Below are 14345 nucleotides of genomic sequence, written 5' to 3'. Positions count from 1 at the left end.
GGGACAGGTCGTAAGAACGGCTAGCCTCGGCCACCGTCGTCTTGCCCTGCAGGATCTCAATAACAAGCGCCGATTTGCGCTTCGCTGTCCAACGCTTGAAACCGTCTTCCAATGTCTCACTCATCGCTACCATTTTCCTCACTGTAGCATGAGCAGGAACTCACTGGGTCACTACAGCTCTGTAAACTCCGTAAGCCAAGCAACGCTTGTAGAACCGTCGTTTTTCCCTGACCCGATGGAGCGCTCAGCACCACATGTTCCCCTTTGTGAATACGCAATTCGGCATTCAAAAGTACAACCTTGCCAGTAGGTGGAGTGTTGTCTCCGGATGTGCCTTGCCTGCCCGCAGCGGGCCAACTCAAACATGCATTACTTAGCGACAGTTCTGCGCTCAACTCGGCCCTCCGACAAAAGAGAAATATATCGAAATTGCTAGCTGAACGACCGTAAACGCCACGTAACGACGCAGCCGCAGCAGGCGGTACCAAAGTAAAGCACCGGCAAAATATACGAAGTCCACTCAACCTTCGTATAGCCACTTAAGAAATCAACATATAGGAGGTCCCATAGTTTTAATGTAGCAATCACCAGCAAAACTATACCTGAAATGAAACTTTTCTTTCGCCAAAAAAACAAAAGTGCAACTGCGGAGACAAAAAAAGACAACTGCATTTATAATTCCCAGCTCCATAAAGAAGGAAGCTGCAAGCCCGCTAGTTTTATAAGAAACAGCCGCGAGGCTGAGTACAATGCTTACAAGCGCTTTATAAGTCTGCATTGCAATCATTAGTAGAAATACAAAAATACATTGCTTTGCAATGTACTCAAGACCCTTCTCATCATTCATACTATTAATTCCATAGTTAAAAGATTGAGGGTCAAGTACTACAAGCACAACACGTCTTCAACCTTACCACTAATTTTTAAAGTAATTTAAATTGTCTATGTTTATGATTTACCTAAGCTTACGCCAAAAAAAAGGGCCCGGCTTCTAACCGGACCCCATAAAGCGCTTGATTATGCAAGGCCTATTTTTTTACAACCGCACGACCAGCGTAGTGACCCATTGTGCCCAGCTCTTCCTCGATACGGATCAGCTGGTTGTATTTTGCCAGACGGTCAGAACGGGACATGGAGCCGGTTTTGATTTGGCCACAGTTGAAGGCAACAGCCAGATCGGCAATTGTGTTGTCCTCAGTTTCTCCAGAGCGGTGCGACATCACAGAGGTGTAGCCGGCACGGTGCGCCATCTCAACAGCTTCCATGGTCTCGGTCAGTGAGCCGATTTGGTTCACTTTTACGAGAATGGAATTGGCGATGCCTTTTTCAATGCCCATAGCAAGACGCTCGGAGTTGGTCACAAACAGATCATCACCAACCAGCTGTACGCGGTTGCCAACAGCCTGTGTCAACGCGGCCCAGCCTTCAAAGTCATCTTCCGCCATACCATCTTCGATGGAGTAGATTGGGTAATTGTTGACCAGCTCTTCGTAGTAGCGCGCCATTTCCTGCGGGTCGAGAATACGGCTCTCGCCTTTCAGGTTGTACTTGCCGTTTTCAAAAAACTCGGTGGATGCCGGATCCAGCGCGATCATTACATCGTTACCAGCGGAGTAACCGGCTTTCTCAATCGCGTTGACAACGAAGTCCAGCGCTTCCTTGGTAGAACCGATACCAGGGGCAAAGCCGCCTTCATCACCAACGTTGGTGTTGTGGCCAGCAGCGCCCAGACCTTTTTTCAAGGTGTGGAAGATTTCAGAGCCCATGCGCACAGCTTCACGGATAGAGCCAGCGCCAACCGGAGCGATCATGAACTCCTGGAAATCAATCGGGTTATCAGCGTGCTCACCACCGTTGATGATATTCATCATTGGCACTGGCAGGGTGCGGGCACCAAAACCGCCAACATAGCGGTACAGCGGCAGGCCGGAAGCCTCGGCAGCAGCTTTTGCAACAGCAAGGGAAACACCCAGAATTGCGTTTGCACCCAGACGGCCTTTGTTGTTGGTGCCGTCAAGTTCGTTCATTGCCTGATCGATTTTGATCTGGTCTTCAGCGTCCATGCCGCCAACAGTGTCGAAAATTTCACCGTTTACAGCTTCTACAGCGTCTTCAACGCCTTTGCCCATGAAGCGTTCGCCGCCATCGCGACGTTCAACAGCTTCATATGCACCGGTGGATGCGCCGGAAGGAACCGCGGCCCGGCCAAAGGACCCATCTTCCAGAAGAACATCCACTTCAACAGTCGGATTACCGCGACTGTCGAGAATTTCACGGCCGATAATATCGATGATAGCTGTCATCTCTTGCTCCAGTATACCAGTAGCGTTTCGTAGTTAGGCTTAGGTGTTCCTAGCCCGTGAGATAAGTCTTTAAAAGAGGACATTCTGTCCATCCTTTAGTATTTCAGGGGTCTTACCTCGCGTTTTTTGTCGCACCTGCCTGCTAATACGTAGTCTATACGTATCAAAAACAAGATCACTTAAATATCACAGCTCAAAAGAGCCGGATTTAGCAACCTTGTCAAACTCCTGCAACCACTCAAGCAGTTCCTTGAGACGGTTCAGGGGAATCATATTCGGTCCATCACTTGGTGCTTTATCAGGATCTTGATGCGTTTCTATGAACAAGCCCGCCACACCAACGGCAACCGCCGCCCGCGCCAACACAGGAACGAATTCCCGCTGTCCGCCAGAGGAACCCCCCTGCCCGCCGGGCTGCTGTACTGAATGGGTTGCATCAAAAATCACCGGCGCGCCTGTCGCCGCCATAATAGGCAGGCCGCGCATATCGGAAACTTGGGTGTTGTAACCAAAGCTCGCCCCACGCTCGCACAGCATCACATTGGCATTGCCACTCTGCGTTATTTTATTGAGAACATGCTGCATGTCCCAAGGTGCGAGAAACTGCCCTTTTTTCACATTAATCGCCGCGCCAGTCTTAGCAGCTGCAATCAACAAATCCGTCTGGCGGCACAAATAGGCAGGTATCTGCAAAACATCACAGACCGCAGCAACGGGCGCACACTGATGCGACTCGTGCACATCCGTGATCACCGGCAAACCATAGGTCTCTTTGATTTCGGCAAACACGTCAAGGCCCTTGGCCATCCCCACGCCGCGCCCCGCAGAAAGACTGGTGCGATTTGCCTTGTCGAAGCTTGTTTTAAAAACAAAGCCAATGCCGAGCTGTTCGGTGATTTCTTTCAAGGCCTGCGCCATCTCCAAGGCGTGTTCCCGGCTTTCCATCTGGCACGGGCCGGCAATCAGCGAAAAAGGTTTACTATTTGAAAACTCGGCGGAGCCAACCTTTACAGTAGTGTTGGGCTTGGACACGAAGCAATTACTCCCATGAAATGCGTTAGAGTAGCCGAAGGTTGAATACTGCTTTGCAACCAAAAACACAAGACCTGCAACAAAAAGGGGCGCCCAACGGCACCCCTCTTCTACCAGTTTAAAACAACCGGTCTTTTAAAGAATTATCTGCTTTTCGCGCAAATAACCGATAATCTCGTCCGCCAGCATCTCGGGGCTCTTGCTTGACGTGTCCAGCACCAGCTCGGCGGCCTCTGGCACCTCATAGGGGCTGTCTAACCCGGTGAAATTGGTAATTTCCCCGGCCTTTGCCTTGGCATAGAGCCCTTTGGGATCACGCTGCGCACAGGTTTCAAACGGCGTTGCCACATGAATTTCAATAAACTCACCGTCCTCGAACTTCTCGCGCGCCTGTCGCCGCTCCGCCTTGAATGGCGAGATAAACGACACCAGCGTGATAAGCCCAGCATCAACAAACAGCTTGGCCGTTTCACTGACCCGGCGGATATTTTCCACCCGGTCCGCTTCGGCAAAGCCAAGATCCCGATTCAACCCATGGCGGATATTGTCGCCGTCCAGCAGATAGGAATGCGCGCCGAGAGCATGCAGCTTGCTCTCCAGAGCGTTGGCAATGGTAGATTTCCCTGCGCCAGACAAGCCGGTAAACCACAGCGCCGCGCTTTTTTGCCCCTTTTGGGCGGCACGCTCTGCCTTGCTGATATTCAGCGACTGCAGGTGCACATTGCTCGCCCGCTGCAAACCAAACCAGATCAAACCAGCGGCCACTGTCTCATTGCTCATCCGATCGATCAGGATAAACGAGCCAGTCTCCCGATTTGCTTCATAGGGATCAAAAGCAATGCTCTTGGAGAGCGACAGGTTACAAAACGCGATCTCGTTGAGCTCTAGCTGCTTGCCCGCCAGATGCTGTGAGGAGTTCACATCGATCTTGTGTTTGATCTCGCTGACCTGTGCCGTCACTGTGCTTGAGCCACATTTCAGCAAATAGGAGCGCCCGGGAAACAGCGGCGCTTCGGACATCCAGATCAAGTGTGCAGCTAATTGGTCGCTCACCTCTGGCCGGTGCTGCGCATGGGCAAGCACGTCGCCGCGCGAGATGTCAATCTCGTCGGCCAGCGTTACGGTCACGGCTTCACCCGGCGCGGCGGACTGCCGATCTCCGTCCATTGTGACCAAGCGCGCAACCTGCGAAGTCTTCCCCGAACTGGCGACAGCAACCTCGTCTCCAACCCGGATAGTGCCGCCGCTCACCGTACCGGAAAAACCGCGAAAATCCAGATTAGGACGGTTTACCCATTGCACCGGCAAGCGAAACGCCTGCGAGCTTTGCTCCGCTGCAAGCGGCACAGTTTCCAGATGCGCCAGCAATGTGGGCCCTTGAAACCAAGAGAGATTTTCACTGACTGAAGTGACATTGTCACCAAAACGGGCCGACATGGGAATTGCCGTGGCGCTTTCAAAATCAAACGATGCGGCGAGACTGGCGAATTCCGCCGAAATCTCATCAAAAACCTGCTGGGAATAGTCCACCAGATCGATTTTATTGACCGCAAGCACCAAATGGCGCACACCAAGCAAAGAGGCGATAAAGGCATGCCGCCGCGTTTGCGTCAGCAGCCCCTTGCGCGCATCCACCAGCAAAATCGCCAGATCCGCTGTAGAGGCACCGGTGGCCATGTTGCGCGTGTATTGCTCGTGGCCCGGCGTATCGGCAACGATAAACCGGCGCTTGTCTGTTGAGAAGAAGCGATAGGCAACGTCGATCGTAATGCCCTGTTCACGTTCCGCCTCAAGCCCATCCACCAGCAACGCAAGATCGATATCCTCGCCGACAGTTCCATGGCGACGACTGTCTTTTTCCAGCGCTTGCAACTGATCTTCAAAGATCAGTTTACTATCGTAAAGCAGGCGACCAATCAGGGTCGACTTGCCATCATCCACGCTACCACAGGTAAGAAAACGCAGCTGCTCTTTGTTTTCTTGACTACTAACAAAGGCCGCAACCGCAGCACTGGCATCAATAGGGGCGATCTGGTTCATTAGAAGTAGCCCTCGCGTTTCTTCTTTTCCATGGAAGCGGCATCATCATGATCGATCAGGCGGCCTTGCCGCTCTGACGTGCGCGCCACCAGCATTTCTCCAACAACATCTTCAAGGGTGTCCGCGTCGCTTTCCACCGCACCTGTCAGCGGATAACAGCCAAGTGTGCGGAAACGCACCATGCGCTGCTGCACGACCTCGCCTGGATGCAGCGGCAAACGCTCGTCATCCACCATAAGCAACGTGCCGCCCCGCTCCACCACTGGTCGCTGTTTAGCCAGATACAGCGAAGGCACTTCAATGCCCTCCGCGAGGATGTATTGCCAGATATCAAGCTCGGTCCAGTTGGACAGCGGGAAAGCACGAATGCTCTCACCCGGCGCTACCCGCGCATTAAACAGCTGCCACAATTCTGGCCGCTGGTTTTTCGGGTCCCAGCCGTGACTTTTGGTTCGGAAAGAAAACACACGTTCTTTGGCTCGGGATTTTTCCTCATCCCGGCGCGCACCGCCAAAAGCGGCATCAAACCCGTATTTGTCGAGAGCCTGTTTCAGCGCCTCGGTTTTCATAATGTGGGTGTAGTTGGAGCTGCCATGATCAAACGGATTGATATTTTGTGCCTTCCCCTCAGGGTTGGTATGCACAATCAAATCCAGATCATACTTTTTTGCATTGGCATCGCGAAACTCGATCATTTCGCGAAACTTCCAAGTGGTGTCCACATGCAGCACGGGAAACGGCAAGCGCGAGGGGTAAAACGCCTTCAACGCCAAATGCAGCATCACCGCAGAATCTTTGCCAATCGAGTACAGCATCACCGGGTTGTTAAACTCCGCCGCGACCTCGCGGATAATGTGAATGCTCTCGTTCTCTAATTGCTTCAGATGGGAAAAACGCTCGATGCCCATCACTATCTCCAAGGCTTGAGGATGTCTCGTTTGTTGCCTTGGAGTCTAGCGATTATGCTTGGGCTTGCCGAAGCCTAGGAAACTGGCAGCAGCTCGTATTGGGAAATAATTTTGCTATCCCCCACCGCAAGAAAGGATGGGTTTTCATAGGCGCGGGTTCCATGTCTCTCCGCAATGCCGTAGCGCAGCGGATCGCCATCCAGTCCCACAACAGCGCCGCCAGCTGCCCGAAGAATCGCATCTCCGGCTGCTGTGTCCCATTGCATTGTGGGCGCAAGGCGGGGGTAAAAATCCGCTGATCCCTCGGCAACGCGGCAGAACTTCAATGAAGATCCCGCGTTTTTGACAGAGCACATGCCCAGTTTCTCGATCATCGCTTCGGTATCAAGCGAAGCGTGCGAACGGCTGGCCAAGGCCACCAAAGGCTCGGCGTCACAGCCTCTTGTCGCGATCGATTGCGGCGCTTCAGCGATATCAGCGTCAATAAACTGCTTATAGGCCCCTTCGCCCGCAATACCCCAAAACAGCTCCTGCAGCACCGGTGCGTAGATCACACCAAGCACAGGGACGCCGCGCTCTATCAATGCGATATTGACGGTAAACTCGCCATTCCGCATGATAAACTCTTTGGTTCCATCAAGCGGGTCAACAATAAAGATACGCTCTTTTTCTGCTGGCAGGCGTCCGTAGGCCGCTGCTTCCTCGCCAATCATCGGCACGTCGGCAAACGCATCGGCCAGTATTTTCTCGATAATCTTCTCGGCCCGTTGATCGGCGATGGTCACCGGCGTGCCATCCTCCTTCAAGGTGCCCTCAAAGTCAGATTCGTAGATCCGCAAGATCTCATTTCCAGCTGCGAGCGCAGCGGTTTTCATTGTTTCAATCATGCGACACTTTCCGACTATAAACATGCGCAATACACAACCAACAGTAGATCTCTACTCTCGAGAATCAAAAAGGTAAAGCCCTCTTATCTTTACCCATTCATGCGCCAAGCCAAGCAAAGGCTTTTCCTATTTGACAGCACTGTGAAAAATCACTGACTTATCCCGAGGAATTGTCACTGCGCACTCTCCCTTGGTTGACCAAAAGCCCTTCCATACTTATGCGCTAGAGGTTAGTTTCGCACATAAAGAAATCTGAAAATATCGGGGGCGTCTCGTGACCAAAGCAATTAAAAAAGCTGTTCTACCTGTCGCTGGCCTTGGTACGCGTTTTCTACCAGCAACCAAAGCCGTGCCGAAAGAAATGCTTACCATCGTCGATGCACCAGTGGTGCAATACGTTGTCGATGAAGCCCGCGCCGCAGGGATTGAGCATATTGTCTTTGTCACTGGCCGCAACAAACATGTCATAGAAGACCATTTTGACATAGCTTACGAACTGGAAGAAACCTTGCGAGGCCGCGACAAACAAGAAGCGATCGCGCTGCTTGACAAGATCCGCCCCGGCGCAGGCACCACCTCATTCACCCGGCAACAGGCCCCTCTTGGCCTTGGTCACGCCATTTGGTGTGCCCGCGATATTATTGGCCGCGACCCTTTCGCCATCCTCTTGCCGGACATGCTTATGAAGGCACAAAAGGGTTGCCTCTCTCAGATGGTTGAAGCCTACAATACCCATGGCGGAAACGTTATCTCGGTGCAAGAAGTCCCCGAAGACCAAACTCACAACTACGGCATTATCGAGCGCGGCGCCATCGCCGCTGATGGCTCGTTCCCGATCACCGGTATGGTAGAAAAACCGGCACAGGGCACCGCACCTTCAAATCTGTACATAAATGGCCGCTATATTCTGCAGCCGGAAATCTTCGATCTTCTACAAACACAAGCCGCCGGAGCTGGCGGTGAAATTCAGCTGACCGACGCCATGCTACAGCTCATGCAAGGCCAACCATTCCACGGCGTAGAGTTTAAGGGGCAAACCTTCGATTGCGGCTCGAAGGCCGGTTTCTTGGCTGCCAACATTGCCTATGCCTTGGAAGATGAGACATTGGCTGGCGAGATCCGCCCGTTGCTGAGCCAGCTGGTTTAATCCCTTAAAACAAAGCATAATCAAGGACCACCCCATGCAGACCATTCTTGTCACCGGCACCGCTGGCTTCATCGGCAATGCCGTTGCCAAACGCCTTTTGGATGAAGGCTATCATGTGGTCGGCCTTGATTGCCTAACTGATTACTACGATGTCAATTTAAAGAAAGCGCGTCTCGCCCGCCTTGCCAAATCTGGAAATCATTTTACCGAGGCCCGGATCCGCTTGGAGGACTCAGCTGCAGTCATGCAGCTGTTTGCAGAGCATAAACCAAGCCACGTCATCCACTTAGCCGGACAAGCAGGCGTGCGTTATTCACTGGAAGCGCCCCAGTCCTATGTGGATGCTAACGTGACCGGCTTTCTATCCATGCTGGAAGGCGCTAGGGCGCACAAACCGCAGCATATGGTCTTCGCCTCCACGTCCTCTGTGTTTGGGCTAGACGAGCACATGCCGCTCTCGCCCCATCGCGGTGGCAACCATCCGGTAAGCTTCTACGCGGCCACCAAAAAGGCCAACGAGGCCATGGCCCATTCCTATGCCCACTTGTTTGGTCAGGCGGTTACCGGCCTGCGCTTTTTCACCGTTTATGGCCCATGGGGACGGCCTGATATGGCCCTGTTCAAATTCACCAAGGCGATTTTAGAGGATCGCCCCGTGCCGCTGTTCAACCACGGCAATATGGTACGCGACTTCACCTATGTGGACGATATTGTCGAGGGAATCTTCCGCCTTACTTTCCTCCCCCCCGCCGCAAACCCGCAATGGGATGCGGTTTCTGCGGATCCGGCAAGTTCCAGTGCTCCTTTCCGCATCTGCAATATCGGCAATTCCGAACCTGTCGAGCTCTTGAAGTATCTGGAAGCCATTGAAGAGGCGCTTGGTAAAAAGGCGCAGCGCGAGCTGCTTCCATTCCAGCCCGGCGATGTTGCAGCCACCTTCGCCGACTCATCCGACCTGTTTGAGCTCACCGGCTTTAAGCCGCAAACCACCGTAAAACAAGGGGTTGCAAACTTCGTCAAATGGTATCGTGATTACTACCAGTGTTAGGTAGCAAACTGGATCGATCCCATGCGCGAATGCGTGTCTGTCACCGGCCTTGGCTATGTGGGCCTGCCGGTAGCCTGTGCCTTTGCCAAGGCTGGCTTGCAAACTGTCGGCTTTGACAGCAGCGCCGCGCGCATCAAAGCCCTAAAAGAGGGAAAGGACATTACCGGCAGTGTGCCCACCAGCGCATTGAACATCCCTCGCCTTTTACTGAGTGATGACGCCTGCGTTCTGACAAAGGCCACCTGCCATATTATCGCCGTCCCCACCCCGATCACCCTTTCCAAACGGCCAGACTTGAGCCATCTGAAAGCGGCAGCCAGCACAATAGCCAAGGCGTTAAAGCAGGGCGCTTTGGTGCTGGTGGAAAGCACGGTATTTCCAGGAGCAACGCAAGAGGTTGTCGCGCCGTTGTTAGAGGCAGGCTCTGGCCTCGTCGCCCATAAAGACTTTGATCTTGCTTATTCGCCGGAACGCATCAACCCCGGCGACCCGGAACATTCATTGAGCAATACTGTGAAGGTAATTGGCGCTGACACGCAGCAAGCCCGCAACCGCGCCAGCGCGTTGTACAAACACATCATCACCGCAGGCCTGCACATCGCCCCGAATATAGCCACCGCAGAAGCGGCTAAAGCCATCGAGAACACCCAGCGCGATCTGAACATCGCCCTGATGAACGAGCTGGCCATGCTCTTTCATCATCTAGGGCTGGACAGCGCCGATGTACTAGCCGCAGCTGGCAGCAAATGGAATTTTCTGAATTTCAAACCCGGTCTCGTCGGTGGGCATTGTATCGGCGTTGATCCCTACTACCTCACCGAAAAGGCACAGTCTGTCGGCTTTGAACCGCAAGTGATCCTCGCAGGCCGCGGTACCAACGAGCAAATGCCCCTGTTCATCGCCACAAGGCTAATGCAAAGCGCCATGAGCTTTGGCTTTTCACCACCTCTGCAAGTGACCGTTCTTGGTGTCACATATAAGGCCAATGTCCCAGATATTCGCAATTCTAAAGCCGTCGACCTTATTGGGGAGTTACAGCAGTTTGGCTGCGAACTGCAAATTATTGACCCGCTGGCTTCCCCGGCAGAAGTCGAGGCGCAAACCGGCGTTGCCCCGCTCACATTGGAGCAGGCACAGGCGAAACCTGCTGACCTGGTTGTGATAGCCGTTCCACACAATGCTTTTGGCTTGCACAAGACAGATCAGGAAAAACCCGCAGAAGCGCGCTGGCAGATACCTTTGGCCATGGCCAATCCACACCGGGCAATGATCGCAGATCTACACGCGTCCCTACCACGCAAAGCAGCGCCAGCTCATGTAAAACTTTGGCGTCTTTGATTATATATAACAATGCATTAACTTGATTTATTAATGTAAAAAGCGAGAAGGATAATTACCTACTCGCCCTAAACCTTAATGCCAATTCGGGCCCCAAGACTTAGTTGCTACGCACATAAGGAGCAAGGTCGCCCTGCGCCCATCCGGCCTTTGTCGCCAAACGGAAATCTTCAAAACGCCCGTCTTCAATGGCATCGCGCATGCCTTGCATGAGTTGCTGATAGTAGGCCAGATTGTTCCACGTCAACAGCATCGCTGCTAGCCCCTCGTTAACCCGTACTAAGTGATGCAAGTAGGCACGAGAATAGCTATTGGCCGCTTCGCATGGGGAGCTCTCATCCAGTGGCCGCGGATCATCCGCATGACGGGCATTTTTTAAATTCACTTTGCCAAAACGCGTAAAGGCGAGCCCATGCCGTCCCGCCCGTGTCGGCATGACGCAGTCGAACTGGTCGATCCCTCGTGCCACACTTTCCAGAATATCATCCGGTGTGCCAACGCCCATCAGATAACGCGGCTTGTGAACTGGCATGGCCGGCGTTGTCACTTCCAGCATTTTCAGCATGACGTCTTGCGGCTCACCAACAGCAAGGCCACCCACCGAATAGCCTTCCATCGGCAGTTCGCCGAGCTTCTGCGCACTCTCCACCCGCAAGTCAGGTTGATCACCGCCCTGCACAATGCCGTAGAGCGCCTGTCCCTTAGCCGGACCGCCCATCGCCTCGAATTGCTGGCGAGAACGCTCCGCCCACCGCAATGAAAGCTGCATCGCCTCACTAATTTCTTTGCGTTCGGCAGGCAGCCTCACGCACTGATCCAGCTGCATCTGGATATCCGATCCCAGCAGCCCCTGAATCTCCACGGAACGCTCCGGGCTCATAAAGTGCTTGGACCCGTCATGATGCGAGGAGAAGGTAACGCCTTCCTCGGTCATTTTGCGCAGGCCCGAAAGCGACATCACCTGAAACCCGCCAGAATCCGTCAAGATTGTATGCGGCCAGTTCATGAACTTGTGCAAACCACCAAGTTCCGCCACCCGCTCCGCTGTGGGCCGCAACATCAAATGATAGGTATTGCCCAGCACCACATCCGCACCAAGATCACGCACTTGTTGCGGATACATTGCCTTCACCGTCGCCTGTGTCCCCACGGGCATAAAGGCCGGTGTGCGCACAGTCCCATGTGGGGTGGTTATCTCGCCGCGCCGCGCCATACCATCGGTTTTCAGCAGCTTGAATGCGAAAGGTTTTGTCTCTTCTGGTTCCATGATCTAGTCCTTGGGAAACAGCAGGGAGCTGTCGCCATAGCTGTAAAATCTGTAGTTATTCTGGATGGCATGCGCATAAGCGGCCTGCATTTCTTCAAGACCGGCCAGCGCGCTAACCAGCATAAACAACGTGGAGCGGGGCAGATGGAAGTTGGTCATCAGCGCATCAATTGCCTGAAATCGGTAGCCCGGGGTGATGAATATCTGCGTCGAACCGGAAAAAGGCTGAATGCCTTGCCCACCCTGCGCCGAGCTTTCCAAAATGCGCAGCGACGTCGTCCCCACCGCCACCACCTTGTTGCCGCGCGCACGCACCGCATTCAGCGCTTTAGCTGTCTCAGAGCTCACCTCGCCCCATTCATCATGCATCTGATGGTCGTCAGTGTCATCCACCTTAACCGGCAGAAAGGTTCCCGCGCCCACATGCAGGGTGACAAAGTGCTTTTCGATGCCACGTGTATCAAGCGCCGCAAACAGCTGCTCTGTAAAGTGTAACCCAGCTGTTGGCGCAGCCACCGCCCCTTCATGCCTTGCATACACGGTTTGATAATCTTGCCGGTCTTGCGCATCCTCTGTCCGCTTTTGGGCAATATAAGGCGGTAAGGGAATATGCCCCACCTGCGCGATGGCCGCATCTAAATCGCCCGCACTCCTGTTAAACTGAAAGCGGATGTCGCCTGCCTCGCTTTTCTCTATTACTTTTGCGTTTAGCGTGGCATCCGCTGCACCTGCCTCATCAAAAGAAAAGCGCACCTCATCGCCAACCCGCAGCTTTTTGGCAGGGCGCACAAATGCCCGCCACTCATTGGCGCAGCTACGCTGGTGCAAGGTCACCCCGACTTTTGCGGTGACCCCGTCGCGGCTACGAAACCCCAGCAGCTGGGCAGGGATCACCTTGGTGTCGTTAAACACCAGCGCATCACCCGGCTCCAACAAATCCGGTAGGCTCAAAACCGCGGTATCATCGAGCAGTGGCGCACAGCCGGGGCGCACCACCAGCATCTTGGCGCTATCGCGCGGCGCAACCGGCCGCAGCGCTATATTTTCAGGAGGAAGATTGAAATCAAAATCGTCTACGCGCATCAAGCAGCCTTGAAGGAGTTATGGGCCAAACACTGTGGCCGTATTTCTTGCGAGGGGCATACCACTTGCACCGTCTGTGCCCGCTCGCACTTAGGCGCTGTGTGCCTCAAACCGTCGCCAGCGTCAAGCTGATAGGCGCTACGGGCTGACGAACAAGGCAAAATAAAAGGGCTCGGCAAGCCGAGCCCTAATGGATTTTGCGCTTACCAAGGCTTAGGCGTCAGCCGCAACCTTGACAGAAACAATCTTGTCCGGATTTTGCACCGGCTCGCCGCGTTTGATTTTGTCCACGTTGTCCATGCCAGAGATAACCTGACCCCAAACGGTATACTGGCCATCAAGCCAAGAGCTGTCAGCAAAGCAGATGAAGAACTGGCTATCACCAGAATTTGGGTCCATCGCCCGCGCCATGGAGCAGGTGCCACGCACGTGCTTGGCGTCATTAAACTCTGCCTTCAGCTTTTGTCCGGAACCGCCGGTGCCGGTGCCTTGCGGACAGCCGGTTTGCGCCATAAAGCCATCAATCACCCGGTGGAAAACGATGCCGTTGTAAAAGCCCTCACGCACCAGCTCCTTAATGCGAGCCACGTGATTTGGCGCCAGATCAGGGCGCATCTCGATCACGACATCACCTTGGGTGGTTTCCATAACCAAGGTGTTTTCTGGATCTTTATAGTCAGCCATAAGGCCCATCCTTTTTATCTATCAATGGTAAGTGTTCTGGCCCTACAAATAGCCTCTACTGGGCATCTGCTGCAACCATCAAAGATACTATTTTATCAGGGTTTTGCACGGGTTCACCGCGCTTGATCTTGTCAACGTGCTCCATACCCGAGACAACCCGACCAAAAACAGTGTACTGACCATTCAACCAGTCCCCATCGTTAAACATGATAAAGAACTGCGAATTGGCACTGTTTGGATTAGCCGCCCTTGCCATACCGAGCGTGCCGCGCTTGAACGGTTCCCGCGAAAACTCCGCCTTCAGATCCGGCAGGTCAGAGCCGCCCATGCCGGTGCCGGTGGGATCGCCAGTTTGCGCCATAAAGCCATCAATCACCCGGTGAAAGACGATGCCGTCATAAAACCCCTGCCGGGCGAGCGTTTTGATCCGTTCCACATGCGCGGGAGCTAAGTCCGGGCGCAGTTCAATTGTTACCCGGCCATCTTTCAAGTCCAGATAAAGGGTATTTTCAAGATCAGCCGCCGAGGCTGACACACTCACAAAGGATAGGCCCAACATCACCACAAAGGCACGAAAAAACTGTAACAAGAAACTCTCCTAGAAGTTA

General features: G+C 53.6%; 13 protein-coding genes. 3 read left to right on the top strand and 10 right to left on the bottom strand.

The window, feature by feature from the left end; genetic code table 11:
* Positions 1–547 precede the first annotated feature (547 nt).
* The 6 genes from AYK82_RS14830 to cysQ form a co-directional block, all read right to left on the bottom strand.
* Positions 548–847: a hypothetical protein gene (locus tag AYK82_RS14830; protein ID WP_068317677.1), complete on the bottom strand. Its 300-nt coding sequence runs from the start codon at positions 845–847 to the stop codon at positions 548–550.
* A 181-nt stretch (positions 848–1028) separates the two neighbouring features.
* Entirely contained in the window at positions 1029–2303 is a 1275-nt protein-coding gene (gene eno / locus AYK82_RS14825) for a phosphopyruvate hydratase (RefSeq protein ID WP_068317676.1), read from the bottom strand.
* A 186-nt stretch (positions 2304–2489) separates the two neighbouring features.
* The gene (gene kdsA / locus AYK82_RS14820; RefSeq protein ID WP_068317700.1) at positions 2490–3335 is read right to left on the bottom strand and encodes a 3-deoxy-8-phosphooctulonate synthase; all 846 of its coding nucleotides are present in this window, start codon (positions 3333–3335) and stop codon (positions 2490–2492) included.
* A gap of 135 nt (positions 3336–3470) precedes the next feature.
* Complete coding sequence (gene cysN, locus AYK82_RS14815; RefSeq protein ID WP_068317673.1) at positions 3471–5375, bottom strand: sulfate adenylyltransferase subunit CysN; 1905 nt, start codon at positions 5373–5375, stop codon at positions 3471–3473.
* A complete protein-coding gene (cysD, locus tag AYK82_RS14810) occupies positions 5375–6283 on the bottom strand; it encodes a sulfate adenylyltransferase subunit CysD (RefSeq protein ID WP_068317671.1) in 909 nt (302 codons plus the stop codon). Before cysD ends, cysN begins: the two co-directional genes overlap by 1 nt.
* A 74-nt stretch (positions 6284–6357) precedes the next feature.
* A complete protein-coding gene (gene cysQ, locus AYK82_RS14805) occupies positions 6358–7170 on the bottom strand; it encodes a 3'(2'),5'-bisphosphate nucleotidase CysQ (protein WP_068317669.1) in 813 nt (270 codons plus the stop codon).
* Positions 7171–7444: 274 nt separating this feature from the next.
* Between cysQ and galU the strand changes: the two genes are divergently transcribed.
* The 3 genes from galU to AYK82_RS14790 are packed head-to-tail and all read left to right on the top strand — an operon-like array spanning position 7445 to position 10703.
* Positions 7445–8317, top strand: a complete 873-nt coding sequence (gene galU, locus AYK82_RS14800; RefSeq protein WP_068317666.1) for a UTP--glucose-1-phosphate uridylyltransferase GalU — start codon at positions 7445–7447, stop codon at positions 8315–8317.
* Positions 8318–8351: 34 nt separating this feature from the next.
* Positions 8352–9365 carry an NAD-dependent epimerase gene (locus AYK82_RS14795; protein WP_068317663.1) on the top strand — a complete coding sequence of 338 codons (1014 nt, stop codon included), beginning with the start codon at positions 8352–8354 and terminating at the stop codon, positions 9363–9365.
* A gap of 21 nt (positions 9366–9386) precedes the next feature.
* Positions 9387–10703: a nucleotide sugar dehydrogenase gene (locus tag AYK82_RS14790; protein ID WP_068317658.1), complete on the top strand. Its 1317-nt coding sequence runs from the start codon at positions 9387–9389 to the stop codon at positions 10701–10703.
* A gap of 100 nt (positions 10704–10803) precedes the next feature.
* On the opposite strand, the gene tgt is transcribed toward AYK82_RS14790, so the two are convergent.
* The 4 genes from tgt to AYK82_RS14770 all read right to left on the bottom strand — a co-directional run bounded on the left by tgt (position 10804) and on the right by AYK82_RS14770 (position 14296).
* A complete protein-coding gene (tgt, locus tag AYK82_RS14785; protein WP_068317655.1) occupies positions 10804–11970 on the bottom strand; it encodes a tRNA guanosine(34) transglycosylase Tgt in 1167 nt (388 codons plus the stop codon).
* Between the two features lie 3 nt (positions 11971–11973).
* Positions 11974–13053 carry a tRNA preQ1(34) S-adenosylmethionine ribosyltransferase-isomerase QueA gene (gene queA / locus AYK82_RS14780; RefSeq protein ID WP_068317653.1) on the bottom strand — a complete coding sequence of 360 codons (1080 nt, stop codon included), beginning with the start codon at positions 13051–13053 and terminating at the stop codon, positions 11974–11976.
* Positions 13054–13266: 213 nt separating this feature from the next.
* The gene (locus AYK82_RS14775) at positions 13267–13737 is read right to left on the bottom strand and encodes a peptidylprolyl isomerase (protein ID WP_068317697.1); all 471 of its coding nucleotides are present in this window, start codon (positions 13735–13737) and stop codon (positions 13267–13269) included.
* A gap of 55 nt (positions 13738–13792) precedes the next feature.
* The gene (locus AYK82_RS14770) at positions 13793–14296 is read right to left on the bottom strand and encodes a peptidylprolyl isomerase (protein ID WP_068317696.1); all 504 of its coding nucleotides are present in this window, start codon (positions 14294–14296) and stop codon (positions 13793–13795) included.
* Between the last annotated feature and the right edge of the window lie 49 nt (positions 14297–14345).

The sequence above is a fragment of the Polycladidibacter hongkongensis genome, assembly GCF_001561995.1.
GTDB classification, from domain to species: Bacteria; Pseudomonadota; Alphaproteobacteria; order Rhizobiales; family Stappiaceae; genus Pseudovibrio; species Pseudovibrio hongkongensis.
This window is presented reverse-complemented; position numbering and strand designations above follow the sequence as displayed.